20 protein-coding genes and 1 pseudogene are annotated in these 25352 nt (G+C 43.6%); 9 read left to right on the plus strand and 12 right to left on the minus strand.

The genetic code is table 11. The features are described from left to right. Positions 1-4 precede the first annotated feature (4 nt). From pglX to NQ489_RS12545, 8 genes are read right to left on the minus strand one after another with little or no spacing between them, the layout of a single operon-like run. Positions 5-3439 carry a BREX-1 system adenine-specific DNA-methyltransferase PglX gene (gene pglX, locus NQ489_RS12515; RefSeq protein WP_021651778.1) on the minus strand — a complete coding sequence of 1145 codons (3435 nt, stop codon included), beginning with the start codon at positions 3437-3439 and terminating at the stop codon, positions 5-7. A gap of 10 nt (positions 3440-3449) precedes the next feature. Beyond that, positions 3450-7004: a BREX system P-loop protein BrxC gene (gene brxC, locus NQ489_RS12520; RefSeq protein ID WP_021651779.1), complete on the minus strand. Its 3555-nt coding sequence runs from the start codon at positions 7002-7004 to the stop codon at positions 3450-3452. Positions 7005-7016: 12 nt separating this feature from the next. Then, the gene (locus tag NQ489_RS12525) at positions 7017-7574 is read right to left on the minus strand and encodes a DUF1788 domain-containing protein (protein ID WP_021651780.1); all 558 of its coding nucleotides are present in this window, start codon (positions 7572-7574) and stop codon (positions 7017-7019) included. Positions 7575-7588: 14 nt separating this feature from the next. Next, positions 7589-8218: a DUF1819 family protein gene (locus NQ489_RS12530; protein WP_021651781.1), complete on the minus strand. Its 630-nt coding sequence runs from the start codon at positions 8216-8218 to the stop codon at positions 7589-7591. Between the two features lie 20 nt (positions 8219-8238). Then, the gene (locus tag NQ489_RS12535) at positions 8239-8466 is read right to left on the minus strand and encodes a helix-turn-helix domain-containing protein (RefSeq protein WP_015566129.1); all 228 of its coding nucleotides are present in this window, start codon (positions 8464-8466) and stop codon (positions 8239-8241) included. Between the two features lie 16 nt (positions 8467-8482). Then, complete coding sequence (locus NQ489_RS12540; RefSeq protein ID WP_021651782.1) at positions 8483-10195, minus strand: DUF2326 domain-containing protein; 1713 nt, start codon at positions 10193-10195, stop codon at positions 8483-8485. Continuing rightward, positions 10185-10412, minus strand: a complete 228-nt coding sequence (locus NQ489_RS17980; RefSeq protein WP_021651783.1) for an ABC-three component system middle component 7 — start codon at positions 10410-10412, stop codon at positions 10185-10187. Before NQ489_RS17980 ends, NQ489_RS12540 begins: the two co-directional genes overlap by 11 nt. Then, positions 10396-11553, minus strand: a complete 1158-nt coding sequence (locus tag NQ489_RS12545; protein WP_044961635.1) for an ABC-three component system protein — start codon at positions 11551-11553, stop codon at positions 10396-10398. Before NQ489_RS12545 ends, NQ489_RS17980 begins: the two co-directional genes overlap by 17 nt. 438 nt (positions 11554-11991) lie before the next feature. Between NQ489_RS12545 and NQ489_RS12550 the strand changes: the two genes are divergently transcribed. The 6 genes and pseudogenes from NQ489_RS12550 (at position 11992) to NQ489_RS12575 (ending at position 15947) form a co-directional block, all read left to right on the plus strand. Next, a complete protein-coding gene (locus tag NQ489_RS12550) occupies positions 11992-12510 on the plus strand; it encodes an RNA polymerase sigma factor (protein ID WP_021651785.1) in 519 nt (172 codons plus the stop codon). A gap of 289 nt (positions 12511-12799) precedes the next feature. Further along, positions 12800-13114 carry a hypothetical protein gene (locus tag NQ489_RS12555; RefSeq protein WP_044961637.1) on the plus strand — a complete coding sequence of 105 codons (315 nt, stop codon included), beginning with the start codon at positions 12800-12802 and terminating at the stop codon, positions 13112-13114. 1 nt (position 13115) lies between these two features. Further along, positions 13116-14255: pseudogene (locus NQ489_RS12560) on the plus strand (DUF2800 domain-containing protein). Continuing rightward, a complete protein-coding gene (locus NQ489_RS12565) occupies positions 14248-14820 on the plus strand; it encodes a DUF2815 family protein (protein ID WP_044961639.1) in 573 nt (190 codons plus the stop codon). Before NQ489_RS12560 ends, NQ489_RS12565 begins: the two are co-directional and overlap by 8 nt. 27 nt (positions 14821-14847) lie before the next feature. Continuing rightward, a complete protein-coding gene (locus NQ489_RS12570; protein WP_330364158.1) occupies positions 14848-15024 on the plus strand; it encodes a hypothetical protein in 177 nt (58 codons plus the stop codon). Between the two features lie 65 nt (positions 15025-15089). Beyond that, on the plus strand, positions 15090-15947 hold the full coding sequence (locus NQ489_RS12575) for a recombinase zinc beta ribbon domain-containing protein (protein WP_021651791.1): 858 nt from the start codon (positions 15090-15092) through the stop codon (positions 15945-15947). 138 nt (positions 15948-16085) lie between these two features. Here NQ489_RS12575 and NQ489_RS12580 read toward each other — a convergent pair whose 3' ends face one another. The 4 genes from NQ489_RS12580 to NQ489_RS12595 form a co-directional block, all read right to left on the minus strand. Next, a complete protein-coding gene (locus NQ489_RS12580; protein WP_021651792.1) occupies positions 16086-16868 on the minus strand; it encodes an HNH endonuclease in 783 nt (260 codons plus the stop codon). Positions 16869-16904: 36 nt separating this feature from the next. Beyond that, entirely contained in the window at positions 16905-17864 is a 960-nt protein-coding gene (locus NQ489_RS12585; RefSeq protein ID WP_021651793.1) for a hypothetical protein, read from the minus strand. A 275-nt stretch (positions 17865-18139) separates the two neighbouring features. Further along, entirely contained in the window at positions 18140-19507 is a 1368-nt protein-coding gene (gene rlmD / locus NQ489_RS12590) for a 23S rRNA (uracil(1939)-C(5))-methyltransferase RlmD (RefSeq protein ID WP_021651795.1), read from the minus strand. A gap of 3 nt (positions 19508-19510) precedes the next feature. Continuing rightward, the gene (locus tag NQ489_RS12595; RefSeq protein ID WP_021651796.1) at positions 19511-20458 is read right to left on the minus strand and encodes a 3'-5' exoribonuclease YhaM family protein; all 948 of its coding nucleotides are present in this window, start codon (positions 20456-20458) and stop codon (positions 19511-19513) included. A 307-nt stretch (positions 20459-20765) separates the two neighbouring features. Between NQ489_RS12595 and NQ489_RS12600 the strand changes: the two genes are divergently transcribed. The 3 genes from NQ489_RS12600 to NQ489_RS12610 are packed head-to-tail and all read left to right on the plus strand — an operon-like array spanning position 20766 to position 25270. Then, positions 20766-23147 (plus strand): endonuclease MutS2, encoded by a 2382-nt coding sequence (locus NQ489_RS12600; protein ID WP_021651797.1) that lies wholly within the window; start codon positions 20766-20768, stop codon positions 23145-23147. Between the two features lie 15 nt (positions 23148-23162). Continuing rightward, entirely contained in the window at positions 23163-23864 is a 702-nt protein-coding gene (locus tag NQ489_RS12605) for a response regulator transcription factor (RefSeq protein WP_015524367.1), read from the plus strand. Then, the gene (locus NQ489_RS12610; protein WP_021651798.1) at positions 23861-25270 is read left to right on the plus strand and encodes a sensor histidine kinase; all 1410 of its coding nucleotides are present in this window, start codon (positions 23861-23863) and stop codon (positions 25268-25270) included. Before NQ489_RS12605 ends, NQ489_RS12610 begins: the two co-directional genes overlap by 4 nt. The last annotated feature ends 82 nt before the right edge of the window (positions 25271-25352 follow it).

The raw sequence follows: 25352 nt of genomic DNA on the forward strand, positions 1-25352 counted from the left end.
CTCCTTATTTAATCTTAGCCAAGACATCTTGAAAAATCGCATAGTTCTTCTTTACACCATCATCCAGATCAATGGAAATCATCTGATCTGCCAAATGATGAATTTTTTCTTCGTATGTATGAATTTCCGTAGCTTGGTCATTCAGTGTTTTGAGCTGCTTATTCAGCTTCACTCTTTCACTGGTAGATGAATTTGCAATACGTGTTTCCAAATCAGCAATGGCAGTACGGTAGCGAGCCTGCTGTTCATGCACATAATCAGTACGGATACGAGCAATGGTGTCCGGCTGATAACGATGCATATAGATTAGTGCCTTGAAGCCATTCTTCTTTCCACTGTCAAACAGCCAATAAATAGGGCGCTTTTGATAGGTTTTGCAGTGGTCTGCATAAAAGCCATTCATGAAATAGTTTCTGATGACTTCTTTCGGTTGCCCCTTGCCACCTAGTGCATCGGCAATGAATTTCAGATTTTCGTCCAGCGTATCGGCGCCGTAAACGGTTTTCACGAACTTTACGAACAGACCGACAATATCATCCTCGAAGTATTCATCGTCACAAATCGGGATAATGTTATCCTTATCAGCAGCGAAAGAAATGTACTTGCTGTTGTCCCATTCGCCACCTGCATAGGCAAGTCCGTCCATATCCAGAGAGTAACGGCCAAACATACAGCCAACCGCATAGGAAATAAAGGAACGAACATCTCTACTAAGATCAGCCTTGCGGACAGTGACGTCCTTATCCTCAACCTCCGGTGTCAGTTCTTCCTGTAACCCGTATATGTCGATGAAAATACGATTCAGTTCTTCCTCATTGGCTTTCAGCTGGTTGAAGCGGTCATCACATTCAGCCTGCCACTGTTCAAATGCTTCGGCAATGGTAGAAACTTTGCGGAGTAGCGGGTGACGCTGAAAGTCCCATGAGGTTTCAAAGGAATCCCAGTCTTTTTTGCTAAAACACACATTTTCCGAAACCACGTCATTTACATATTCAACATAGTTTGCATCAATTAGGCAAGGGAAGTTCGCAATATCTGTGGCTAAGACGTGTATAGATCCTGTCGTTAGCTCCAGAATTGTCATAGCTACATTAGAATTTAACATTCCCAAAATATATTTTTGATTATTACCTGATTCAAAAATAGCTGGCCCCTCAACATTGCTAATCCATCCAGTGGGTAAGTATCTTATAGCAAAAGGCTTCCCATACGTCGAATGAGACCATGTTAGTCCCTCGTAGAAATAGTACTTTTGGTTTTTGACGTGCCTTGTATACGAGCCATATTTTTTTATTACAAGATCTTTAATTTCCTTTCCATCATTCTCCCAATTGACAACACTCGAAAAATTTCCATACCATTTTCTTGATGAGGTATTCTTTACGGTCGGATACCAGCGCTTGTTTGGTAAATATGATCTGTCAGGTCGATGATTAAACTCAATACGATTAATATTAACCTCGAACCAATCATGGATAAATCGTCCGTTATCGTTTGTTTGCAATCCGCTCCCTGCACAACCAAAAGCCTGTAATTTGGGCGCAGTAACGACAATATGCCGCAACTGACTCGGTAATTGATATGAGATTTTCTTGTCTTCCGTTTCTCCAAATGCCGCTAAAATCGATAGATATGGCTGCTGTTCGTAAAATGTTTCTTTGTGAATAAGTGATGATGCATCAATATACTTTGCTATATACGGAACGGACATTTTATTTGTCATTACAAATGCAGTCGTTCCAAAGCCAGCTTCAAATGCATTATCGCCAAGTTCAATTAGCGAAACAATATCCGATATACCGATATATTTTTCTCTAAACTCTACATATCTCGGATTATACATCCAGGCGGTCGGTGTAACGAGTGCACAGTAATATCTTGAAACAGAAAAGCATTTTTCAATATAAACCGAGAAAAAATCCCCCTTACTTATGGGGTAGTATGTCTTTATATATCCGGTCAGCTTGATACCCATCCCGTTGCTTCCCATATACGGCGGATTCGTCACAACAGTGTCATACTTCTGCGCCAATGCTTCCGCTGTCTGTACCAACGGCAGTAAGTCTCTTAGAGCCGCTTCACGAGAGATGTGAATATCTTCTTCGATTTCCACAAAACGGGCATACAGTGCAGACCAATCCTGCGGTGTGACCGTCAGGATAGAGCCGTATTCCTTTGCGTCATGCAGCTCGCTGATGATGGTGTCCATAGCCTTTTTCAGCTTGGCATCGCCATTACAGAAATACTCCAACGCAAACGAATCTACATGGTTGCTCTCCGCAATGGCATACACATGGGGCTGAATGCCACGGCTAAAGAAGCGGCGGTCATACTGACGGGCTTTCATCATTACCGCAAAGTAAGCCAGCTGTGCTGCACGGTCATCGATGTCCAGACCATAGATGTTGTTCTCTACAATACTTGCAACTGCAGTTCTTGTATCTACACCATAAGCCTCATAAATCTGTACAAGCACGTCAAACATATAAGCCAGAATGTGGCCACTTCCGGAGCAAGGATCAATGCACAGAATATCCTCTGGTTTCAGCGCTTTGTACTCTTCACGAATAGACGCAAGCTGAGCCTGAACGTCTGGTTCCTGCTCTGCTTCTTCCAGATAGTATTTCCACTGAGATTTCAGCTCATCGTTTGGATGACCTTCCACCCACAGACGACCAAGGCTGTTTTCTACCATGTAGCGAACAATCCAGTCCGGTGTGAAAAGCTGGGTTGCTGCTGGAATATTTTCCTTCGTGATTTTTATATTATTCTTAAGGGCAGCAAATACATCGTCCTTCTTTTCGCTGTTATAGTACTGATACAGCCAGCCGATAATCTGAACTGCGTCTTTCCAATCTTCCTCAGGAATTAGCTCAATCATCTGCTGAATAACACTTCCTTCACGAAGAAGGTTGTCCGGGAACAAAAGCTCGGTGTAGTCTGCAATCTTCTGGAACATACCCGGAAGCACGCTATTAAGTGCATTGCACTGAGTAATCAGAAGATACTTATACAATTCATCATTGTCATTGGCTTCCTTATAGGCGTAGACTTTCTCCATATCAAGTCCATCCAGCTCCATGTGAATTGCCTCAGTAAGAATCTGAGGCTTAAATGCATTGTTTTCATCTGTGAAAACACGCACTCTACTAGGGAGATATCCATTGACCTCCATAAAACGCAGTGCGGAGAAACGGTTAAACCATGTGTAGGCAACCTCCTCCATAACCTGCTCATATCCTTTTTCTTTAATCTGCGCAATCAAGGCAGCTCTCTGCTTCTTCTCGGTAGAAGAAAGCAGATGCCCATTGACGCTATCGTCATTTGGATTTCCGACCTCTTTATCGGAAATACCGTATTTCAACGCCCTCTGGCTCACACGGGAGATTAACTCCCTGCGAGCTTCAGTGGCGAATTTTTTTATCGCATTCTTGTTCATAACGGTCTCCTTAGCTTAATTTGATTCCGTCGCAATCCTTCATCATTGCAGTGAGGTACGCTCTCATTCGTTCAACATAAGCATCTATATCTTCCTGACTTTCCAAAGTCTTAGAAGGGAATGCCGCTTGACGGTATATATTCTTGATAACCTTCTTTGGAGCTGGAGGAGTTACTGCTCCACCTTCTTTCGGTTTGACGATTGGTGCAACCGGAGTCTTTGGATGAACGATACCATCGATTTTATCGACTGTGTCATCCTTATATTCCCACATCTGAGGTACCAGACCATCAAGAAGCTGCAGGCTTTCCAGCTCTGCCACTCTTGCTTTCTGCTGATCAAAGAATTTATCTGCACGCTCAGATATTGCTCTGGCATCATAAACATCACCAGCAAGAGTATGGATTTCTGACAAGCACTGACGGATGATTTCAAGGATCTCAGCACGCTTTGCTTCAAGAAGCCTTCCGTGACCCTCACGAACAGTATCCATCAATCCGTTTAACTCAGGGATACGTCTGTAAACACTACTCTGTCCGGCATCCACTACAGTAATCTTACGAATCTGATTCAGTGCCTGATTTGCCTCCTCTTCCTTCTGAAGATAAGAGAGGTCGTTTCTCAGCTCTGTTTCCATACGAACTGCTGCATCGAACACCTGCACCTGATTTTTGAAAAATCCCTCTACGCTCTGCATGCCATCCTTATTATCGAGAAGGTTGTCTTCCTCTTTCAGAAGTCTGTCAATCAGAGCTGTATTATCCTTGCGCTGAGAAAGTACACTTTCCATAAGGCTGAGAGCTTTTGTCACAAGGTGATGGTCAGGATATTTATGACCTTCATAACGTTCATTCAGCTTCTCATAATGAGACTTCTGTTCTTTAAACTTCTCAACAATATATCTAACGAGTCCATCTTCATCATCTGGAACATCCATTACATCGAAGTATTCACGCAGCAATTCTTTGACGGCACGCATCTTAGTTGCCGTAATGATCTGACGCTTAGAGATGCTTGTTCTGCCAATCTCACTCTTCTTACGAAGCATATCCGGAAGTTTTGGATTACCCGGCTGGATAGTTTCGCCACCGTACTTAATCGTGACCTTCTGGTCGTAAATCAGCATCGCAGCCACAACCGCAATGTCGATTTCCTTCCAGCCATAAGGGATCGCCTGATAGCGGCTCTGTACATCTGCCATCGAAGTAGGAAGTTTCTTTGCGTCCTGCATTTCCAGATATTCTTCCATTTTCACTGCGGCGTCATGGTTTTCTTCCATGCCAGCCATAACACCATTCAGATGGTCACCCTGCAGTACTGCCAATATATCAGCATCTGTATCCGCATTCTTTGTAATAAGACCAAGTTCACTATAAACATGAGTAACTAAATATTCCAGTGCTTGATCCAGCTTGCTCTTAGCATCGCCACCCTTAACTTCAATACGTTCTCCATCTACATAGAACTCTGCATCAACGATTGCCTTCTTCAAATCTTCCTCTGCAGATGCTTCGTACTTGTTAGCCTCATCCTGATGATTTCGAATGATGTCCTGTACGGACTTCGGTAGCTGTGCTACATTACGCTGCTTTACATATTTACGCACTTTCATTGCTTTTTCCAATGACTCGTAATATGGTGTTTCAGCAAGTACAACGATCGCCTGATTCTTAGACTCAGTCATAAGGCGAAATTCGCTCTTCTCGACAGTGTCTGTTGCTACCGTCATGATGCGAAGTCTCATCCCCCCTGTTACCGCGCCAATGCTTGTAGTGTCTACCATCTGGTCAAATGGGAAATCGTACTTTCCGTGACGATATTTCTTTGTTGTATAAATATCAGCAAAAATCATCTGACCGATACGCTCCACGATTGCAGAGGTATCGACCTGAGTATTTTTGTAAATGTCTCTTTGAATATCCTGCTCTTCATCAGTCAAGAAATTATAAGTGTCACCAGTTCTTCCGATATAGTTCTGGCTAAGCAGACGGTCGAGACTGCCACGTACAGTCTCTCTCATCGTAATCTTATCCAGACGGATATCATTGGCCATAAGGATTACGATGTTGTCAAGATTAGCCGGAATATCATCGACATAACGAATAAGGTACAGAAGCTTCAATACGTCCACATCCTGCTGCTCAATGCCATCTCCGTTATCTGCTGCCTTCTGGCAACGCTCAATAACACGACGAATAGAACTGTCAAGGAATGTATGTACGGTATCGTAGAACAGATAAAACGGCGCTAATGCATACTCGTCCTTATCCTGAATCTTCTGTGCTGCTTCTTGGAATCCTGAAAGCATCGAACGCTCGCCACCAGAAAGATGCTTACCGGAGTTACCATGTTTACGGATTTCAGCAAATACCTTCTGCATGATAATGAACTGGTAAGGTACGAACGGGAAGTTTCTGGCAAAGTCCTGCGGACCGGTATATCCCTTAATGTCCAACATTGCATCAGTAAAGCTGAACAGGTTACGAAGAACGGAATCATTCTGGCTATATACCTGTTCCAATGCCGGTTCCACTTCAGGCTTTTTTTTCAAAATACGTTTCTGGATAACTTCGTCTGCGGAAGAAGAAGTCAGCGAAAGTCTGGTCTTGAAACGGGCCTGAATACGAGAAAACTCATTTTCACGAGCCTTGATGATTTCATCGATAGCTTCCTGACCGGTACAAACAACCCAAATCTTACCGCCGCACTCACTGCCGATTTTCTCAACAAGAGACTGCAGGTTAATAAGAAGGTCTGTATCGCCACCTACATACTGGCCAACCTCATCGACCATAAATAGCAAACGGAAGTCATCCGGCTTATTGTCCACATAATCTTTCATCTCAGAAACAAGCTGTGCGATGCTGGTCTCTACGGTCTCGGTTCCATTAAACCAGTTACGTGCAGCATCCTCGCTCATACCGAGAACCTCTTTCAATGTATCAACAACATCGTCTTCAAAGAAAGCGAAGGCATCTCTTGACTCAAGCCAACGGCCACCATTTTTCTCCTCAAATACACGACGGAACTCTGCTGTCTTTCCACGCTTTTCGATGAACTGCTCCAGCTTTGCTACCTTAAGATTCTCCCCATAAAAGCCAAGGTAGTTATAGAACATCTTTGCAAAAACACGAAGAACAGCAGTCTTGTCCTTGTTGATGGAACCCTCAATATCGATATTGAAAAGGATGGTGTCCGTATGCCCTTTAGTAACGGAATCAATCAACATGAATGTTGCCGGATCATCCTCAAATTTTTTACGAAATCGTTCTACTGTACGAACACCCTGTACCTCCTGATTAGCAAGCAGGTAGGAGAGCATTTTCAGGAAGTGAGATTTACCACTTCCAAAGAAACCGGAAATCCAAACTCCGATATCTGCAGTGCCTTCACGGAAGGACTCTCCATAATTATTAAAGAAGGTAATGAAATGCTTCTTCAAATCTCTGGTAATAACATACTCGTCCAATTCCTGAACAAGAACATCTGTGGCATCTTGGTCTACTTTAACGACGCCATTGATTTTACGATTAATATCCTCTTGGAATAATTGTCCAATAACCATTACTGTTCCTCCTTAAATCACATTGAAAGCTCGATAGTAAGGATTTTTCTTCAGGCAATTAAACAGTTGTACATCACGGCCATCATAATTGCCCGGATAGAACACCAGAATCGGAACATCTGGAAATTCTGGCTGCATCGCATTTAACAGATCATGGACTCTGATAAACGGAAAGGCATCTCCCACTCCTGTGATGACAAGTACGTCACCAGCTTCATGCGGTTCATATTTCATCTTATTTACAAAAGCTGTATTATTGGCCATACGGCTCATCTGGTCTCGAATAAATTCTTTACCCTTTTTCTCTTCCATCGCAGGTATTGTTTTTGCAATGCGCTTATCTTCACAGATAGAAAGAAACACTTCATATAAGTTATGTTCTATCAGGTGACAGTTCATTGACTGATCTGTCATAATCTGCTCGATAAAATGTCTGACCATCATCTCATCGGATGGGTCATAACAGAAGATTCGTATATTTACCTCATTGCTTAAACCTTTGCCTTCAAGAAACTCTGGCTCCTGCATTAAGGCTCTGAGGTTATCTAGTCTTTCTTTCAATTCACTCACTTGGGCCTACCTCCTTACGAAAAGCAATTGAATGCAGGAAGAGCAATCTCATCACCATTTTCACGGATTGCATTCTCAAGTACAGGCTGGAGCCATACCGGGTTGAGCTTTACAGATTTAATATTATCAATGTATTCATTTTCCACCAGTATTTTTGCGATTACCTGTTTCAGCTTGGTAACCGTAGAATCACTCCATGTGGCCACCCAGTCATCCTGCTCCTGCAAGCGCAGGAAATAGCTATTCAAGTCTATCTTGCCAAAAGTAGTGTCCGATAATCTGTATTTCTCACCGATGACGGTAATCATGAAATCCCAAATCAAGCGGTACTGTTTCATCATGGCATACAAACATATCTGCTTTGCTACATCGGATGGCTGCGTTGCGATTGCTGCAACTAAAGAATTATCACCAAGTGCCTCTAATCTTCTCAGGCAAGCAAGCGCCATCTTTCGCACCGACTTTTCTGTCGGATACTGAAATAAATTATCTGAAATAATACGCTCTACTACTTCTTCTGAGCTGCATCCCTCATGGAGCAACTTGGCAGTAGTTCGCACTTCATAAAATAAAAATTGTTCTCTTGTTATGGCAGCATTATATGAGCTCGCTGCCTGTAGGGCTACTTTGTTATTTTGCTCCATCCAAATCCTCCTAACGAATTTTAATCTTCATTATTCTTAGTTTCTTCATCTGGCAAAGTTTCTAAAATATCACTAATCTGACAATTCAATGCCGTGCATATTCTCAAAAGCACATCTGTAGTAATATTGTCTCCTTTACCCAGCTTTGCCATTGACGCTGTGCTTATTCCACTAAGTTCTCTCAATTCTTTTTTGTTCATGCCTCTATCAATAAGCATTTTCCATAACGGGTTATAACTGATACGCATCTGGTACCTCCATTTATTATGACTCTTCAATCACACCAGTTTCTGTAGCAATTTGTTTCTCTCTTGCTGCTTTCTTTGCCCATGACCATCCAAATAGTTCTCCTCCATTTTCATGAAGCTCAATAACCTTAGTCGAATGGACAATGTCACGTGTCACATCATAAAATGTATCTTCTTTATCAAATGCAATAAAAATCTGCTTTTCACTCTGGTTGTATAGCTCCATGATTTTATCTATCGGCAAGTCTGCAATATTTTTAAAAATATTAGAATCATGTGCTATAACTGGTAGCTCCGTGAGCCGTAAGAGTGCAAGGTCAAAAATAATTAATCCCTTGAAGTTCGTGCCTGCTCCAGTATCGTCCTCAGTCCAAAATTCATAAGTTGGCTTTCCACTTCTAGAATTTCCAAATTTTATAGTAGGCGCATAGCGTTCACCATTATAGATATAATCGTTTAGACGAGTCATTTCCTGATTGATACTTGTTTCAACTGCCTGAAGCTGTGTTTCACGGACATCTTCAAGTTGAACTTTTGCTTCTTTTTTCTCTGTTTTTAGTTTGGCGGATTTGTCATATCCTTTATTTTTTGCAACTAAAATATCTATTTGACGCTGAATCTCAACCACCCTATCCATAAATTTTTTAGAGATCGTCACCGGTATTCCAAATTTCCTTTGTGATTCTTGAAGCCTTACCATTTCAGCCGAAATAGCATCAATCAATATCTGAAGCTGTGCTATCTCATCGCCCATTTCCTGAGAAAGGATGTGATGCATCTTGTCATGAAAATGCTCTATTTGAGATAGCTTCTGGACATCAACATCAGGAAAAAATTCTGACAGCTCTGATAAATCCTCTTCAACAGGAACCAAACCACCAGACATATTCGCTTTAACAGCATTTAGCTGCGACACAAGTCTACTACGTCTTCTTTTTAGGACTGTCAGCTGCCCCTTAATTTCAGACGCTTTATCTAAATTATCTGTTTCTTCTTGTGATAGCTCAGCATCCTCTCTGTCCATCAACTTTTGTAATTCTGTTCTAAGGCGTTCGATTTCCTTTTCATTGGCGTTATATTCTTTCTTAGTTCTTGCGACATTAGTCATCTCACCAAGTTTAGTTGCATCATCTCGCACTTTACTGCGTTTACTCTTATCATCATAAACACTTTTATATTCTTCAATAAATGCAAAGACATTGAACATTTTCTCCAATGTTTCTATTGCGGATTCTGGCTTAACATCCCCGTATTTCAAAGGGTATCTTTCCGCATAATTCTCTCTACCATAGATACGCAGAAAGCGCCCTACCATCTCTCTAAATGAGATTGAAGGAGTTGTTATACCATACGCCTCCAAAAGGTAATCCTTGAATTCTTTCAGAGTTTGTATCCGCTGTACTTTATACTCCGAGTCACAGATACCTATCTCAGAAGGCGTTTTTGTGCTTCTGCAAAAATAATCTATTTTATTCCCAAACTTAAAAGCAAAGTTAATAGTATGTGAGTGCAGCTTTTCTTTTGCTTTGCATATTTTAGGATTGATATAATCATCACCGCCAAAGCAAAAATCTACAACAAGAAGAAAAGTCGATTTACCAATTGAGTTCTGTGCAGCCTTATCACCTAGCACAGTATTTAGTCCCTCACGAAGTTGAATACGGCCACGAGGAACAAGCTGGCCATTGACTTTTTTAGCAAATTTATCGCATTCAATTTCATACAGCATAGCGCAGCACCTCCTCTTCTTCGTCGAATTCTATTTTTTCAAGTGCATACAAACAATCTAGTGTATCAATAAACTCACTAATACCAGACATTTTCTTTATCGTTCTTTTGTATAAATCATGCACTGACACCGGACCGTTTTTTAGTTCTTTCAATACAACCGGAAACTTAGAGATGATACTCTGGTCATACGATATTAACTTATTCGGTAATAGCATCAAACACCTCACATTTCTGTATGAAGTAAGAAATAATCACTTCACACGAGCTTCTATTCTCATGGGTGGCATCTTGTAACCAATCAACCATTTTTTCAAATATCTCATCCTGTGATAACCCCATATCATTCAAGTTCATATATGTCATCCTGACTTGAAGACAAAACGGTTTATATCGCAGAATCCTTTCTTCGTTCAACTCAGTGAATGCATCCTGTACTGCACTATAATATACGTTCACATTCGTCTTTGCTTTGAGATAAAGCATCAAATTATCTGCAGCAATCTTCTGTCTTAATGTCACAGGATTATAATTCAAATCTATATTGGCAGGTACTTGCATTTTCGGTATTTTCTCAAGCACCTTGCGGATACCGTCCTCAATCTTCTGCATAGAGACGGTTTCCTTCGCCTCGTAGTCATCTACGAGGTTCTTTTTTATATGTAACAATCTCTGAACCTGTTCATCTGTTCTTCCAGTGATGTATTTACTATGACAAGCTGGACAAAGTGCAATTAAATTTTCCATTTTTGTTTCTGATACAGATGGGTCAATAATTGTCACTTCGTAATTTACTCCGAGTTGCCCTCCAACATTCACAAATAATGGCGTGCTACAACCATCATTTGGACATACACTGCGTTCTTCCGCCACAAGCAATGCTCCATATTGCTCTTTTATAGAAGTTGGTATTGTTGCAACCACTGTTTTTTCTTGAGACTGAGGAACAAGTTCTGTTCTCTTCTTACGCTTGCGCTTTATTGTTGCTGCATTACAAATAATTTCTTTAAATCTCTCTGCAATTTTATTTTTGAAGTTTTCGTTGTTGATTCCGGGACACTCATCGGCAAATGCCGCGCATAAACCTTTAATAGTATCATCCGTCTCTGTATCGATAAATTCTTCAAAATACTGAGAGTCCAGATCCTTATTAATTTTCTTCGCCAAAATGGTGATGTCGTGTTCTCCATAAAAATAACCACGTAGCGTCCTTGCTTCCATATCATGCAACAAAGAATCACCCTTGGGATTGAAATATATTCTCGTAAAAAGCATCCTTGTAAATTCTTCAGGCGAATCATTTCCCTGAAAATATGTTGCTAATTTTTGAGCAAACACTTTGAATTCAGTTTCTGCCAATCCCAAACACCTCCATTTTGAATCAAGCGTGTACAACTGTGTATAAGCATGTACAGCGTTGTTCGGTAAAAAATGCACTTTCCTATATACTTAGGTCATAGGAAGTGAAAAACGCATCTGAATATAGATACACGCTTTAGCAAGTATATCACAGAGCTTTTCGTTTGTCAAATTTGTGTTTGTCATCGCAAATTTTTGTTCAGCGATACAGCAACATAATTTCACTCATTCATTTCCTATATTAATCACTTCAGCAGTTTGCGCAGACAGCTTTCCAGTGCTGACGTGACTTTTCAATTAAATATATCGCTCCCAGCAACTGGAAAGGCTGGTGGCACACATGAGATGGAGATTTCTCCTGACCGTGGTACCACTATACCCTTTTGCCGGTAGCATCAAGAAACCTCCATCTCGGATTGACAAGATGGGGGTTTTTATATGTCAAACAATGCAAATCAGAGTAAACCGCATCGTATCTACGTCAAAGAATCTAAAAGCTGGGTAGACGTCAGCAAGGAATTCTACACGAATTACTATCGTGACATCAACGCCTATCGCAAGCGTCAGCAGGAGCATGGCCGTTGTGTCTGCCCTGCAAGCAAGCGCTATTTATGTGACATGGATTGCTTAACCTGTCCTTATGCCAAGGCTGGCGACCAGCTTTCCCTCGATAACACCGTGAATGACAGCGACGGGAACGAAAAGAGCTGGCTCGACGATGTTCCGGATGAATCTACAGCTATCGCTGAAGTATTAGAGGATGCAGAACTTCTTCACGCTCTCTATGCAAAGCTGAATGAGCTGGACCCGGAAGGTCGTCTTATCTGTCAGCTTATTATGCAGGGAAAATCTGAACGTGACTGCGGCAAGGAAATGGGACTCTCTCGTAATACATTCGTTTATCGTAGAGACAAGCTGCTCCTGAAGCTCCGCTCCGAGCTTAGGGACTACATCTAATATGAATGGTCGTCCTCTGTTTTTTCAGGGTACGATTTTTCTTTTCAAAAACTTTTTTATATTTTTTCGGCCAAACGGCAATCTCACCTCCATTGAGTAGTGTAAGGCGAAACAAAGCGACCTACAGAAAGCGAGGTGAACATCGTGAATCGAACTTTTCACAACAGAAGCAGCACTGACTCAGAAGTGATTGCTACTCTCACTGCAATCAGCCAGGTATCCGCAAGAATGGCGAAGAATCTCAGAATCATCGCCGCACACAGACAATCCGAGGAAGGAGAAACAGTAAATGTCAAGAATGAACGATATGGCTATGACCATCGAAGAGCTGAGAAATGCTGCCACTGCTATTAATGATGCAGCAAACTGGCTCGCACAGCAGTTTGGAGGAGAATCCGAAGCCGCTGAAAAAGCAAAAGTCCCTGCCGTTCCTGCGAAACCTACACTGACTCTTGAGGAGGTTCGAGCTGTTCTGGCTGATAAATCTCGTGCCGGACATACAGCTGAAATTCGAGAACTTCTTAAAAAGTACGGTGCAAGCAAGTTGTCACTCGTAAACCCGAAATATTATGAAGCCCTGCTCAGGGAAGCGGAGGTGCTCTAATATGCCACCTAAAGGACATGCAATCCTCTCCGCATCCTCTTCTGACCGCTGGCTCCACTGCCCACCATCAGCAAGGCTCTGCGAAACCTACGAGGATAAAGGTAGTGATTATGCTGCAGAAGGCACCGATGCCCACTCTCTTTGTGAATACAAGCTCCGCAAAGCACTTGGCATGAAAGCTACTGATCCAACAAAAAGTCTCGACTGATACAACACCGAAATGGAAGATTGTGCTACCGGGTATGCCTGCTTCATCATGGAGCTTTTGGAAGAGACCAAGCAGACCTGCTCCGACCCTGTTGTTCTGATTGAACAGTGAGTGGATTTCTCCCGTTGGGTAGAACAAGGCTTCGGAACATCTGATGCCATTCTCATCAGCGACGGTACCATGCACGTAATTGACTACAAGCACGGTCTTGGAATTCTCGTATCCGCTGAAGACAATCCGCAGATGAAGTGTTACGCCCTTGGCGCTCTGGAGCTCTTCGATGACATCTATGACATCGATACAGTCAGCATGACCATCTACCAGCCCAGACGTCAGAACATTTCTACCTGCGAAGTCAGCAAGGATGACCTGTATCAATGGGCCGATGAAGTTCTGAAGCTTACCGCAGACCTTGCCTTTGCCGGTGATGGAAATTTCCTGTGTGGTGAATGGTGCGGATTCTGTAAGGCAAAGCATGAATGCCGAGCCAGAGCGGAAGCCAATCTTCTACTCGCACAGCACGATTTCAAGCTGCCGCCACTGTTGGAGGATTCGGAAATCGAAGTCATCCTCTCCCGTGTCGACGAACTGGTCGCTTGGGCAGGTGACATCAAGGAGTATGCACTCCAGCAGGCAATCAGCGGTAAAGAATGGACCGGCTGGAAGCTGGTCGAGGGTCGTTCCAACCGCAGATACACCAGCGAAGACGCCGTATCGAAAGCTGTCAAAGCTGCTGGTTTTGACCCTTATGAAAAGAAGCTGCTTGGTATCACAGCCATGCAGAACCTGCTCGGCAAAGCTCGCTTCGAAGAACTCCTTGCAGCCTATATTGAAAAGCCACAAGGCAAACCTACTCTTGTTCCGGAGAGCGATAAGCGCCCGGCAATGAACACAGCAAAAAATGATTTTATGGAGGAATATGATAATGAGTAAAAATGCAAAAATGACAAATCCCATGAAGGTTATCACTGGTCCTAACACACGCTGGAGCTACGCCAACGTCTGGGAACCGAAGTCCATCAACGGTGGCACTCCGAAGTATAGTGTCAGCCTGATTATCCCGAAGTCCGACACAAAGACTGTCGCAAAGATTGAAGCTGCTATCGAGGCTGCATATCGTGAAGGTGAATCCAAGCTCAAGGGCAACGGCAAGTCCGTACCAGCTCTTTCCGTACTCAAGATTCCTCTTCGTGATGGCGATCTTGAAAGACCGGATGACCCTGCTTACGCTGGCAGCTACTTTGTGAATGCTAACGCGACCTCTGCTCCGGGCATCGTAGATGCAGACCGCAATCCTATCCTTACTCGTTCTGAGGTTTACTCTGGAGTCTACGGTCGTGCCAGCATCAGCTTCTATGCTTTCAACAGCTCTGGTAATAAGGGCATCGCCTGCGGTCTTAACAATCTGCAGAAGATTCGTGATGGTGAGCCTCTTGGTGGTAAGGCTTCTGCTGAATCTGACTTTGCAACTGATGACGATGATGATTTTCTTGACTAACGGAGGTGACAAACTATGGAAACAATCATGATTAGCACAATTCTTGTAAACATCTGTATCGGCTGCTTCGCGTGTGTTGGCCTTACTACTGCAGTCTCTATGATTCAGAGTATCATCAATGACCACAAACGCGAAAAGCGTGATCTCGAAAAGGACAAGCGTGATCTCGAATACCACGAAAAGCGCATGAAGGACTTTAAGTAATCTATCAACCTGCTGGCGGTGGTTCTGCTGCCGTCAGCACATCTTTCGACAAAAGGAGACAATCTATGAATGAATTTACAGAAATCTTAAATCTATTTATTGCTAACGTCATCGCATACACCTTTTTTGTAGCGGTATATGGCTTCATCATTTATAACGTAGGGAAAATCATTCTCTATCTTATCCGCTATGCGGTATACCACATCCGCCTCCAGAAGACCTACACCACCGATTTTCTGAATAAAACCAGAGTTAAGAACAACGGACTCATGCCTCAGTACTATGTGGAAGATAACCACGAAGCCATTATTCCGAAGGAAATCTACCTGCAGGTTCAGGAAGAACTGGTCCGCAGACGAGTGGTCAAGACCAGCGCCAATGGTAAGAAGCGCAGCTACAGCTGCAACCACTGCTTCTCACAAATCGTCATCTGCGGCGAATGCGGTGAAATGTTCCGCAGGCTCCACTGGAATAACCGAGGTGTTAAGTCCATCGTCTGGCGCTGCATCAGCAGGCTGGAATCTACCGGACTGGAGTGCCATGCAAGAACCATCAATGAGCTGGTTCTACAGGATGCCGTCGTCAAAGCAATCAACCAGATGCTTGGAGACAAAAGTAGCTATCAGGCACAACTGCAGCTTAATATAGCCTCGGTCATCCGAGCTTCACAAGCCACTTCCGTTGAGAACATCGACGAGAAGCTGATGGCCTTGCAGCAAGAGCTTATCCGGAAAGCCCAGAGCAAAGAAGCCTACGACGAGATTGCCGATGAAATTTTCAGGCTCCGAGAACTCCGCCAGCAAACCACCGTCGACACCGCCGTAAGGGACGAGCAAATAAAGCGAATCAACGACCTGCAAGATTACATCTCACAGCAGACCGTTCACCTCACCGAGTTCGATGAGTCACTGGTGCGACGCTAGGTCAAGCAGATAACCATCTGGAATGACCGCATCACCGTTGAACTGAAATCAGGCGTTAGCATCGATGTTAACGCATAACTCCATAGACGCACGAAGGCTCCTCACCACTGGATAATCTCCGGTGATGAGGAGCCTTATTTATTTCTTTTCAGGTGGTTGCCAACCTTTCTCAAAATGCACTGAATTCAGAAATGTATTACCCGTTCCAAGTATTAGGTATGGAATTCCATCTCTAATTACAACAGCTCCATTCTTCTCTTCTTCAGTCAATTGAATATCTATTGCTTTTCTAACCTTAACATCGCAGGCATATGTCTTAGTTACATCAATTCGACCTTCGGTTTCATATATACGAAGGATATTCTCTGCATCATTTACTACAATAGAGTAATCACAATCGTATAAAAGCATGATTGCTGTAATGTGATATTTTTTTCCATCCTTTGTTTCACCAACAATATCATCATTGCAGCCAATCGTAATTTGATAACAACCTGTGGAAAAATCCTTAAAAATATTAACTGCTATGTGATGTTCCATCATTTTTGAATCAACATCAAACGCTTGTCCTTTAGCCGTATTATATGCTTTTTTCAAAAACTCCAAATTGGATATTCTGCAGTCAGTATGATTATTATTCAAATGGTCTACTACAAACCCTTTTTGTGTCATAGTATCCAAGACATCCTGTCCATACCACTTTGCAACTATATAGCGATGCAATAATCCAAGTGTCTTATTTGATAAATAACCTTTGTCATCCGTTTCGCTGTTTGCTTTTGTTAATGTCCAAGTCTTCGATGTTAATTCCTCATAGTAGTCTTCTCTGTAGGTTGTGAGGCCAATCAGAGGCCATCCCTCTTTGCTTATATGAATCTCATCATTTATTATTTCAAATTTATTTTTACTGGTTCTAGGCATCTCAATACTCTCCTTAATTAAAAATATCGACCTATCTTACTTAATTTCAGTCAATCCAACTGGCTCTTTATCATACAGTCCTGCAGATGTCTTGAATTTTCCTTTCAACACTCTTTCGAACAATTCTGATATATTAGCTCGCTCTGGATTTATCTGAAGTATTATTTCTCGGCTAATATTTAACTTCACTACATTTATATCTCGATTATTTCCGTATGTCCTATCGTAATAACGTATAAAGCCTGTAAGATTAATAAATTCAATGTTTTTTGACTCATCTGAACAAATAATCCTTGCTGCTGAGCGCAATAAGAGAGTTTGGAGTAAATGCATCCTTACTCTTTTTGCGTGGGTTTTATCTAATTCTTTGGCTATAACCTCTCCACTTTCTTCATCGTATACAAATCTATCTATCACACAAATCTCATCCGAATTTGGTATTCTGTATCTATATGAAAGGGTTTTTGTTTTTTCATCATACTCAAAAATCACACTGGCTGAGTCATATCTTTCCTTCCTATATAAAATATCAAGCGTAAAATCATCGTTAACTAAAACTGCATTAAAGAAGTTGATAATTTGCTTTTTATCACCTTTAGCATACATGGATTTCATTTCATCCACTGACTCATGATTCTTCCTCTGTTGTTCCTCAAATTGAGCACGCATTCTGTTAACTCTTTTTTGATGATACTGCTCATATTCTTGCTGCAACACCTTCGCTTCTTTGCGTTTCTCTTCTAATTCTCTTTTTGCCTTATCGGAGAAGATTGGTTTACATTTCAACCAGAATGTTACCTTTGAATCCTTCTCAGCATCACGTTTGCTCGTATCTCTTGGTTCTTTAAACTTACTCCAATCTTTAAGACTCTCGTAGTACTCCTCTGCATTAAGAATGCAAAGGTCATCGACATGGAGTCTTCTATAATAATTTCTCTGTATTCTTAATTTTTCATTTTGTTCCGATACAATTTCATCGTGATTTCTGTCATCCATGTCCTGACACCTCCTGTTATCTATTCCACTGCCAAGTCTGCCTCATAGTATCGAGTGGCTTGAACTGCGGTCGGTTCTGACAACAATCCCAGTGCCACAACCCACGACATCTAATCCACAACCTAAACCCTACCGCAATTTTCTAACTATCCACTTTTTCTTCGGTCAGGCTGACAAGTAGATATGTTTCCATACAAGAAAACCGAGCTTTCCGCAAGGCTTCTCTGATGATACTTACCTCGCAAAAAGCCCGGAAATGCGCCACTTTTCAGCCTTTATTTATCTTTTCTTGACAGCAAACAAACCGTCTCGACATGGACTCCCTGCGGAAACATATCAGTAGTAGAAACCCGCACCAGTTCATAATCCTCCGCACACAGCACCTTCAGATCCCTCGCCAGTGTCGCACTGTCACAGCTCACATACACAACCCTCTCCGGCTTCATTTTAAGGATCGTATTCAGAAGTACCTCATCACAGCCTTTCCGTGGCGGGTCTACCACGATAACGTCTGCATAAACGCCATTCTTCTCATACTCTCTCGGCAGCACTTCCTCTGCTTTTCCGACAAAAAACTCTACATTCTCAATGCCATTGAGCTTCGCATTCTCTCTTGCATTGTCAATGGCCTGTGGTACGATCTCCACGCCGCGGACAAATTTTGCTTTCTGGGCCAGGAACAGGGAGATAGTTCCGATTCCGCAGTACAGATCCCAGACAGTTTCATTTCCCGTAAGGCCGGCGTACTCCAGAGCCTTTCCATACAGTTTTTCGGTCTGGATGGGATTGACCTGGAAAAAGGACAGGGGAGAAATCTGATAGGAAATATCTCCGATGCTGTCCGTTATATAGGACTGTCCCCAAAGGAGGCGAAGCTGATCACCCAGAATCACATTATTCCGTTTTTTATTAACATTGATGGTAATGCTGGTCATTTCCGGAATTTCACAGAGTGATTCCACCAGAGCCTTTTCTGCAGGGATCTTATCTCCGTTTAAGATCAGACAGACCATCATCTCATCTGTATGGAAGCCGTAACGAATCATAATATGACGTACAAGACCTTTTCCCGTGGCCTCATCGTAAGGCTGTACATGATATTTTTCCATGTGTCCGATCACACGGTCCAAAACCTCTTTATTCTGTTTCACTCCCAGAATACATTCTCGGTTATCAATGATGGAGTGGGTTCTTCCTGCATAAAAGCCTGTGATGATCTTTCCGTCTTTATTTTTTCCTACCGGAAACTGTGCCTTGTTTCGATAATGATAGGGGTCTTCCATCCCCATGATCGGTTCCATATCAAGATTCTGAAAACCTCCGATCCTTTCCAGATGTCCACGAACCTTTTTCTCTTTAAATTTCAGCTGCTGCTCGTAGGATAATGCCTGAAGCTGGCATCCTCCGCACTGGCGGGCAATGGAGCAGGCAGGTTTCACACGGTATGGAGACGGTGTGATCACCTCCATCAGACGGCCATAGCCATAGTTCTTTTTTGCCTTGATGATCTTGGCTTTGATCCGGTCTCCGATCACGGCGTCTTTCACAAAAACGGTGAAGCCATCGGCTTTCCCGATACCTTCACCGTCAACTCCGCAATCCTCTATATCTAAAGTGAGTATATCGTTTTTACGGAATTCCATGTATTAAATATCTCCTGTTCTTCTTAAATTGGACTCAAAAAGCCGGTTGAAACCAAGCCATTCTTTTTTGCCTTTGTCTGCGTGGAAAATTTCTGTCAGTGTCTCCATCCTTGCATCTGTATTGTCTGCCAGATTCAGGGCAACTGCCTCTGCAAGTGCCGGCTTCTTGGGAGAACCGTACTCCAGCTCACCATGATGTGCAAGAATACAATGGATCACCTGATTCTCAAGCTTCTCCGGAAAATCCGGGATCTCTTTTGCAAGATCATGTACCATCTGTGCCCCGATCACAATATGTCCCAGAAGCTGTCCCTCATCTGTATAATCATTCATCGGAAAAGCAGAAAGCTCCTTCGTTTTGCCCACATCATGAAGAAGTGCGGTTGTGATCAGAAGATCACGGTTTAAAACCGGATATGCATTTGCCATGTAATCACAGAGACGTGTCACTCCAAGAGTGTGCTCCATCAGTCCGCCGATAAAGCCGTGATGTACGGTCTTCGCTGCAGAATGTCCCTCAAATATCTTCATAAATTCCTGATCTTCCACAAAGAGCTTCTTCAGAAGCTGGAAAAGATAGGGATTCTTCACACTGTTGATAAGCTCTCGCAGCTGGCTCTGCATATCATCCACACTGTTCTCACTGGTAGGAAGATAATCTGCCGGATCATACTCCCCTTCTCCTGCCTTGCGTGCTCTCTTGATATTCAGCTGCATGGCGCCTGCAAAGCTTGTCACATCTCCCATGATCTCAATGTAATCAAGAGTATCAAACTCATCAATTCCCAGAGAATTGGGATCCCAGATCTTACCATCGATCACCCCTGTTTTATCCTGAAGGATCAGATTCTCATAGGGCTTGCCATTTTTCGTTGTAGCTGCCTGTTTCTGTTTGCAGAGATAAATCCCGTTTACTCTGTCTCCCTCATGTAATTCATTTAAAAAACGCATAAAATTCTTGCCTTTCTGTTCTTTTTACTTTCAAAGCAGACATACTCACGAACACATCCGCTTCACACTTTGCATTCATAGCCAGACTTTCTTTATGATCTTTGGCCGCATCCCGGTCCGGGCTTTCTGGCATTTTTGCACAGTTTCCACTTACTTCCGGGCTTTATTCAGTATCATAACACATTTTACTTTCCTTTGCTATGGAAATCATGTAAAATAGGAAACGAAGTGTTTTTTTGCATATCCTGTGTTACGCAGAAAAGCACAGAATCAACAGAAGTAACAAAAAGGAGTAACTACAGCAACAATGAACAAAAAAGCATACAAAGCACTTGAATACTATAAAATCATAGATCTGCTCACAGACAAGGCCTCCTCCCCCATGGGAAAGGATCTCTGTCGGGAGCTTACCCCTTCCACAGACATTGAAGAGATCCGGTCCATGCAGCTGCAGACACACGATGCCCTTGCACGCCTGTTCAAAAAAGGCGGCATTTCCTTCGGCAGTGTCAAGGACATCCGTGGCACATTAAAACGTCTTACTGTTGGCAGCGCCCTGAATGCACTGGAGCTGCTTTCTGTCTGCAGTCTTCTTGAGAATACCGGTCGTGTAAAGGCCTATTCCAGAAGTGACCGTGATGACGGAATGACCGATTCCCTTGACGGAATGTTTGCGGCACTGGAACCTCTGACACCCCTTAGCACAGAGATCCGCCGCTGTATCCTTTCTGAGGATGAGATCAGTGACGATGCCAGCAGCACGCTTCGTCAGATCCGCCGCAGCATCAAAGCCACCAACGACCGGATACACACCCAGCTTTCTTCTCTGGTTGCAGGAAGTGCCAGGAATTATCTTCAGGATTCCGTTATCACCATGCGCGACGGTCGCTACTGTATCCCGGTAAAAGCTGAATATAAAGGCCAGGTTCCCGGTATGATCCACGACCAGTCCGCCACAGGTTCCACTCTTTTCATTGAGCCTATGGCTGTTGTCAAGCTGAACAACGACATCCGCGAGCTGGAGCTGAAAGAGCAGAAAGAGATCGAAGTGATCCTTGCATCCTTAAGCCAGCAGGTAGCTGCTGAGCTGGAGGCTATTCACGCAGATCTTTCCATCATGGTACAGCTGGACTTTATTTTTGCCCGTGCCGCACTTGCCATGGACATGAACGCCAGTGAACCTGTTTTCAACACAGAAGGCCGGATCCGGCTTCGCCAGGCCCGTCATCCACTGATCGATAAGAAAAAAGCCGTTCCTATTGACATCCGTCTCGGGGATGATTTTGACCTCCTGGTTGTCACCGGACCAAACACCGGTGGTAAAACTGTTTCTCTGAAAACCGTAGGTCTTCTTACCATAATGGGACAGTCGGGTCTCCATATCCCGGCGCTGGATCGTTCCGAACTTGCACTTTTCCGCGAGGTTTATGCTGATATCGGAGATGAGCAGAGCATTGAACAGTCCTTAAGTACCTTCTCCTCTCATATGACAAACGTGGTTTCCTTCCTGAAATCCGCAGATCAGGATTCCCTGGTCCTCTTCGATGAGCTTGGTGCAGGTACGGACCCTACAGAGGGTGCCGCTCTTGCCATTGCGATCCTGTCACATCTTCACGAGCAGGGTATCCGTACCATGGCAACCACCCATTACAGCGAACTGAAGATCTATGCCCTCTCCACTCCAGGTGTGGAAAATGCCTGCTGTGAATTCGATGTGGAAACCTTACGTCCGACCTACCGCCTTCTGATCGGTGTTCCGGGAAAAAGTAACGCATTTGCCATTTCTTCCAAGCTGGGGCTTCCAGATTTCATCATCGACAAAGCAAAGGAACAGATCAGCGAGCAGGATGAATCTTTCGAAGATGTTCTGACATCCCTGGAGCAGAGCCGTGTCACCATCGAAAACGAGCGTGCTGAAATTGCCCGTTACAAAGAGCAGGTAGAAGAGCTGAAAAAATCTCTTCAGGAAAAAGAAGAAAAGCTGGATGAACGTAAAGAGCGGATTCTCAGAGAAGCCAATGAACAGGCACATGCGATTCTCCGCGATACCAAGGAATACGCAGATCAGACCATGAAGCTTTTCCATAAATTCCAGAAGGATCACGTAGATACCGCTTCCGTGGAAAAAGAACGCCAGAACCTGAAAAAACGTATGTCAAAAGCCGAAAATGGAATGTCTTCCAGGCAGCAGAAGCAAAAGCCAAAGAAACAGCTGAAGCCATCCGATCTTTCTCTTGGCGATACCGTAAAGGTGCTCAGCCTGAATCTGAAAGGAACAGTTTCCAGTCATCCGGATTCCAGAGGATATCTCTTTGTGCAGATGGGTATCATCCGTTCCAAGGTTCATATCTCCGATCTGGAGCTTGTGGACGAGCCGGTGATCACCACTCCGTCCATGCAGCGTACCGGCGCCGGAAAGATCCGTATGTCCAAGGCAGCCAGCATTTCCACAGAGATCAATCTTCTGGGAAAAACCGTAGATGAGGCAGTTGCAGAGCTGGATAAATATCTGGATGACGCCTATATCGCACACATGAAATCCGTCCGTATCGTTCACGGAAAAGGTACCGGTGCCCTCCGCAAAGGTGTCCACAATTACCTGAAGCGCCAAAAGCACGTAGCTTCTTTCCGTCTCGGCGAATTCGGAGAAGGCGATGCCGGCGTGACCATTGTAGAATTCAAGAAATAAAAAGGAGCTGAAGCCATGGCTACAAAACAGAAAATCCTCATTGTTGACGATGACAACAACATTGCAGAGCTGGTTGCTCTCTATCTCACAAAAGAATGCTTTGAGACTAAGATCGTAAATGACGGCGAGGAAGCCCTGAAGCAGTTCCATATTTTTCACCCGGATCTGATCCTTCTGGATCTCATGCTTCCGGGCATTGACGGATACCAGGTATGCCGTGAGATCCGTCACACCTCCGATGTACCGATCATTATGCTTTCCGCCAAGGGAGAAACCTTTGACAAAGTCCTGGGACTGGAACTTGGAGCGGATGATTACATCATCAAGCCTTTTGACTCCAAAGAGCTGGTGGCACGTGTCCGTGCGGTACTGCGCAGATTTCATGTAAAATCTCCGTCTGCCGCACCAAAGGAAAAATGTGTTTCCTATCCGGATCTGGTGATCAACCTGACCAACTATTCTGTAACTTATATGGGACACCAGATCGATATGCCGCCAAAGGAGCTGGAGCTTCTCTATTTCCTGGCAGCTTCTCCCAATCAGGTTTTCACAAGAGAACAGCTTCTGGATCACATCTGGGGCTATGAATACATTGGCGATACCAGAACCGTAGACGTTCACATCAAACGTCTACGTGAGAAGATCAAGGATAACCCAAACTGGGCTCTTTCCACAGTCTGGGGGATCGGTTACAAATTTGAGGTAAAGGATTCATGAAACAGCATCTTTATACTAAACTGCTGATCCTGTACTTTATGCTGGGCGGAATCTGCTTTCTGCTGCTTTCCTCCGGTGGCTCCTACCTGGTAGAAAAAAGGCTGGAGCGCTCTACCGGAGAGTCCCTTTACCGCACTGCCAGCCAGCTGGTTTCCAAAAATGAACTTCGTCAGGCTGTAAAAAGCCCCAAAAACGAATCCCTCTCCCTGGCTCTTTCCTCTGCAGCAGCCTTTCAAAATGCAGATTTCTGGGTTATGGATACAGATGGGAACGTTTTGATAAACACAAACCAGCAGTCCTCTGATTCCGGTGATATCACCGTCAGGAACTTCCGACCGGAAGACTACGAAGATACCTGCTATTCCTCCGGTACGTTTTACGGAACATTAAAAACCACACAGCTAAGCACAGTCGTTCCCATAAAAGATACGGATCTGGTGACTGGTTATCTGGTGATCCACTACCCTATGAAAAACCTCTACGAAAGCCGCAGCAATATCGTAGAGGTTATGATCCTGATCTTTATTGTGATCTATGCACTGTTTTTCAGTTTTCTTCTGATCTATTTTTACAGGGTCCACAAACCTCTGAAAGAAATCTTAAAGGGTGCCCTGGAATTTGCCAACGGAAATCTTACCTACACGATCCCCGTAGATTCTGAAGATGAGATGGGATATCTTTCCCACTCCCTGAATTACATGGCAGACAAGCTGAACAAAAACGGAGAGTATCAACGACAATTCATTTCCAATGTGTCCCATGATTTCCGCTCGCCTCTGACCTCCATCAAAGGCTATGTGGAAGCCATGCTGGACGGTACCATCCCACCGGAAATGCAGGAACGTTATCTGAAAGTCATTGCTTTTGAATCCACCCGTCTGGAGAAGCTTACCCGAAGTCTCCTTACCTTAAACGAACTGGATGTCAAAAAGCGTATGATGCATATGCGGCGTTTTGATATCAATGAAACGATCCGTACCACAGCCGCCACCTTTGAGGGAACCTGTTCGGAACGAAACATCCGTCTGGAACTCCTCCTTGCGGGAAAAGAGCTTTTTGTCCGTGCAGATATGGAACAGATCCAGCAGGTACTGTACAATTTATTGGACAATGCAGTAAAATTCAGCAGCGACAATTCTTCTATCACACTGGAAACCACGGTCAATCATGGCAAGGTTTTTGTCTCAGTCAAAGACCATGGAAGCGGAATTCCAAAGGAAAGTCTTTCCAGGATCTGGGACCGTTTCTATAAGATCGATGTCTCCCGTGGAAAAGACCGCAAGGGTACCGGGCTTGGCCTTGCCATTGTAAAAGAGATCATCAACGCTCATAAGCAGAATATCAATGTGATCAGCACCGTAGGTGTTGGAACAGAATTTATCTTTACACTGGAAAAAGCAAAATAAAACATCAAAAAACCTCTGATCCGGAAGGCTGTAAAAGAAATATCTCTCAATATCTCCTACAGTATTTCCAGATCAGAGGTTT

It is taken from the genome of Blautia sp. KLE_1732_HM_1032, from assembly GCF_025147905.1.
Lineage (GTDB): Bacteria > Bacillota > Clostridia > Lachnospirales > Lachnospiraceae > Blautia_A > Blautia_A fusiformis.

What these genes read in the sequence shown, in the direction of transcription:
- pglX (WP_021651778.1), bottom strand. Translation starts at nt 3,439, where the DNA reads ATGAACAAGAATGCGATAAAAAAATTCGCCACTGAAGCTCGCAGGGAG.
- brxC (WP_021651779.1), bottom strand. Translation starts at nt 7,004, where the DNA reads ATGGTTATTGGACAATTATTCCAAGAGGATATTAATCGTAAAATCAAT.
- NQ489_RS12530 (WP_021651781.1), bottom strand. Translation starts at nt 8,218, where the DNA reads ATGGAGCAAAATAACAAAGTAGCCCTACAGGCAGCGAGCTCATATAAT.
- NQ489_RS12535 (WP_015566129.1), bottom strand. Translation starts at nt 8,466, where the DNA reads ATGCGTATCAGTTATAACCCGTTATGGAAAATGCTTATTGATAGAGGC.
- NQ489_RS12540 (WP_021651782.1), bottom strand. Translation starts at nt 10,195, where the DNA reads ATGCTGTATGAAATTGAATGCGATAAATTTGCTAAAAAAGTCAATGGC.
- NQ489_RS17980 (WP_021651783.1), bottom strand. Translation starts at nt 10,412, where the DNA reads ATGCTATTACCGAATAAGTTAATATCGTATGACCAGAGTATCATCTCT.
- NQ489_RS12550 (WP_021651785.1), top strand. Translation starts at nt 11,992, where the DNA reads ATGTCAAACAATGCAAATCAGAGTAAACCGCATCGTATCTACGTCAAA.
- NQ489_RS12555 (WP_044961637.1), top strand. Translation starts at nt 12,800, where the DNA reads ATGTCAAGAATGAACGATATGGCTATGACCATCGAAGAGCTGAGAAAT.
- NQ489_RS12565 (WP_044961639.1), top strand. Translation starts at nt 14,248, where the DNA reads ATGAGTAAAAATGCAAAAATGACAAATCCCATGAAGGTTATCACTGGT.
- NQ489_RS12570 (WP_330364158.1), top strand. Translation starts at nt 14,848, where the DNA reads ATGATTAGCACAATTCTTGTAAACATCTGTATCGGCTGCTTCGCGTGT.
- NQ489_RS12575 (WP_021651791.1), top strand. Translation starts at nt 15,090, where the DNA reads ATGAATGAATTTACAGAAATCTTAAATCTATTTATTGCTAACGTCATC.
- NQ489_RS12580 (WP_021651792.1), bottom strand. Translation starts at nt 16,868, where the DNA reads ATGCCTAGAACCAGTAAAAATAAATTTGAAATAATAAATGATGAGATT.
- NQ489_RS12585 (WP_021651793.1), bottom strand. Translation starts at nt 17,864, where the DNA reads ATGGATGACAGAAATCACGATGAAATTGTATCGGAACAAAATGAAAAA.
- rlmD (WP_021651795.1), bottom strand. Translation starts at nt 19,507, where the DNA reads ATGGAATTCCGTAAAAACGATATACTCACTTTAGATATAGAGGATTGC.
- NQ489_RS12595 (WP_021651796.1), bottom strand. Translation starts at nt 20,458, where the DNA reads ATGCGTTTTTTAAATGAATTACATGAGGGAGACAGAGTAAACGGGATT.
- NQ489_RS12600 (WP_021651797.1), top strand. Translation starts at nt 20,766, where the DNA reads ATGAACAAAAAAGCATACAAAGCACTTGAATACTATAAAATCATAGAT.
- NQ489_RS12605 (WP_015524367.1), top strand. Translation starts at nt 23,163, where the DNA reads ATGGCTACAAAACAGAAAATCCTCATTGTTGACGATGACAACAACATT.
- NQ489_RS12610 (WP_021651798.1), top strand. Translation starts at nt 23,861, where the DNA reads ATGAAACAGCATCTTTATACTAAACTGCTGATCCTGTACTTTATGCTG.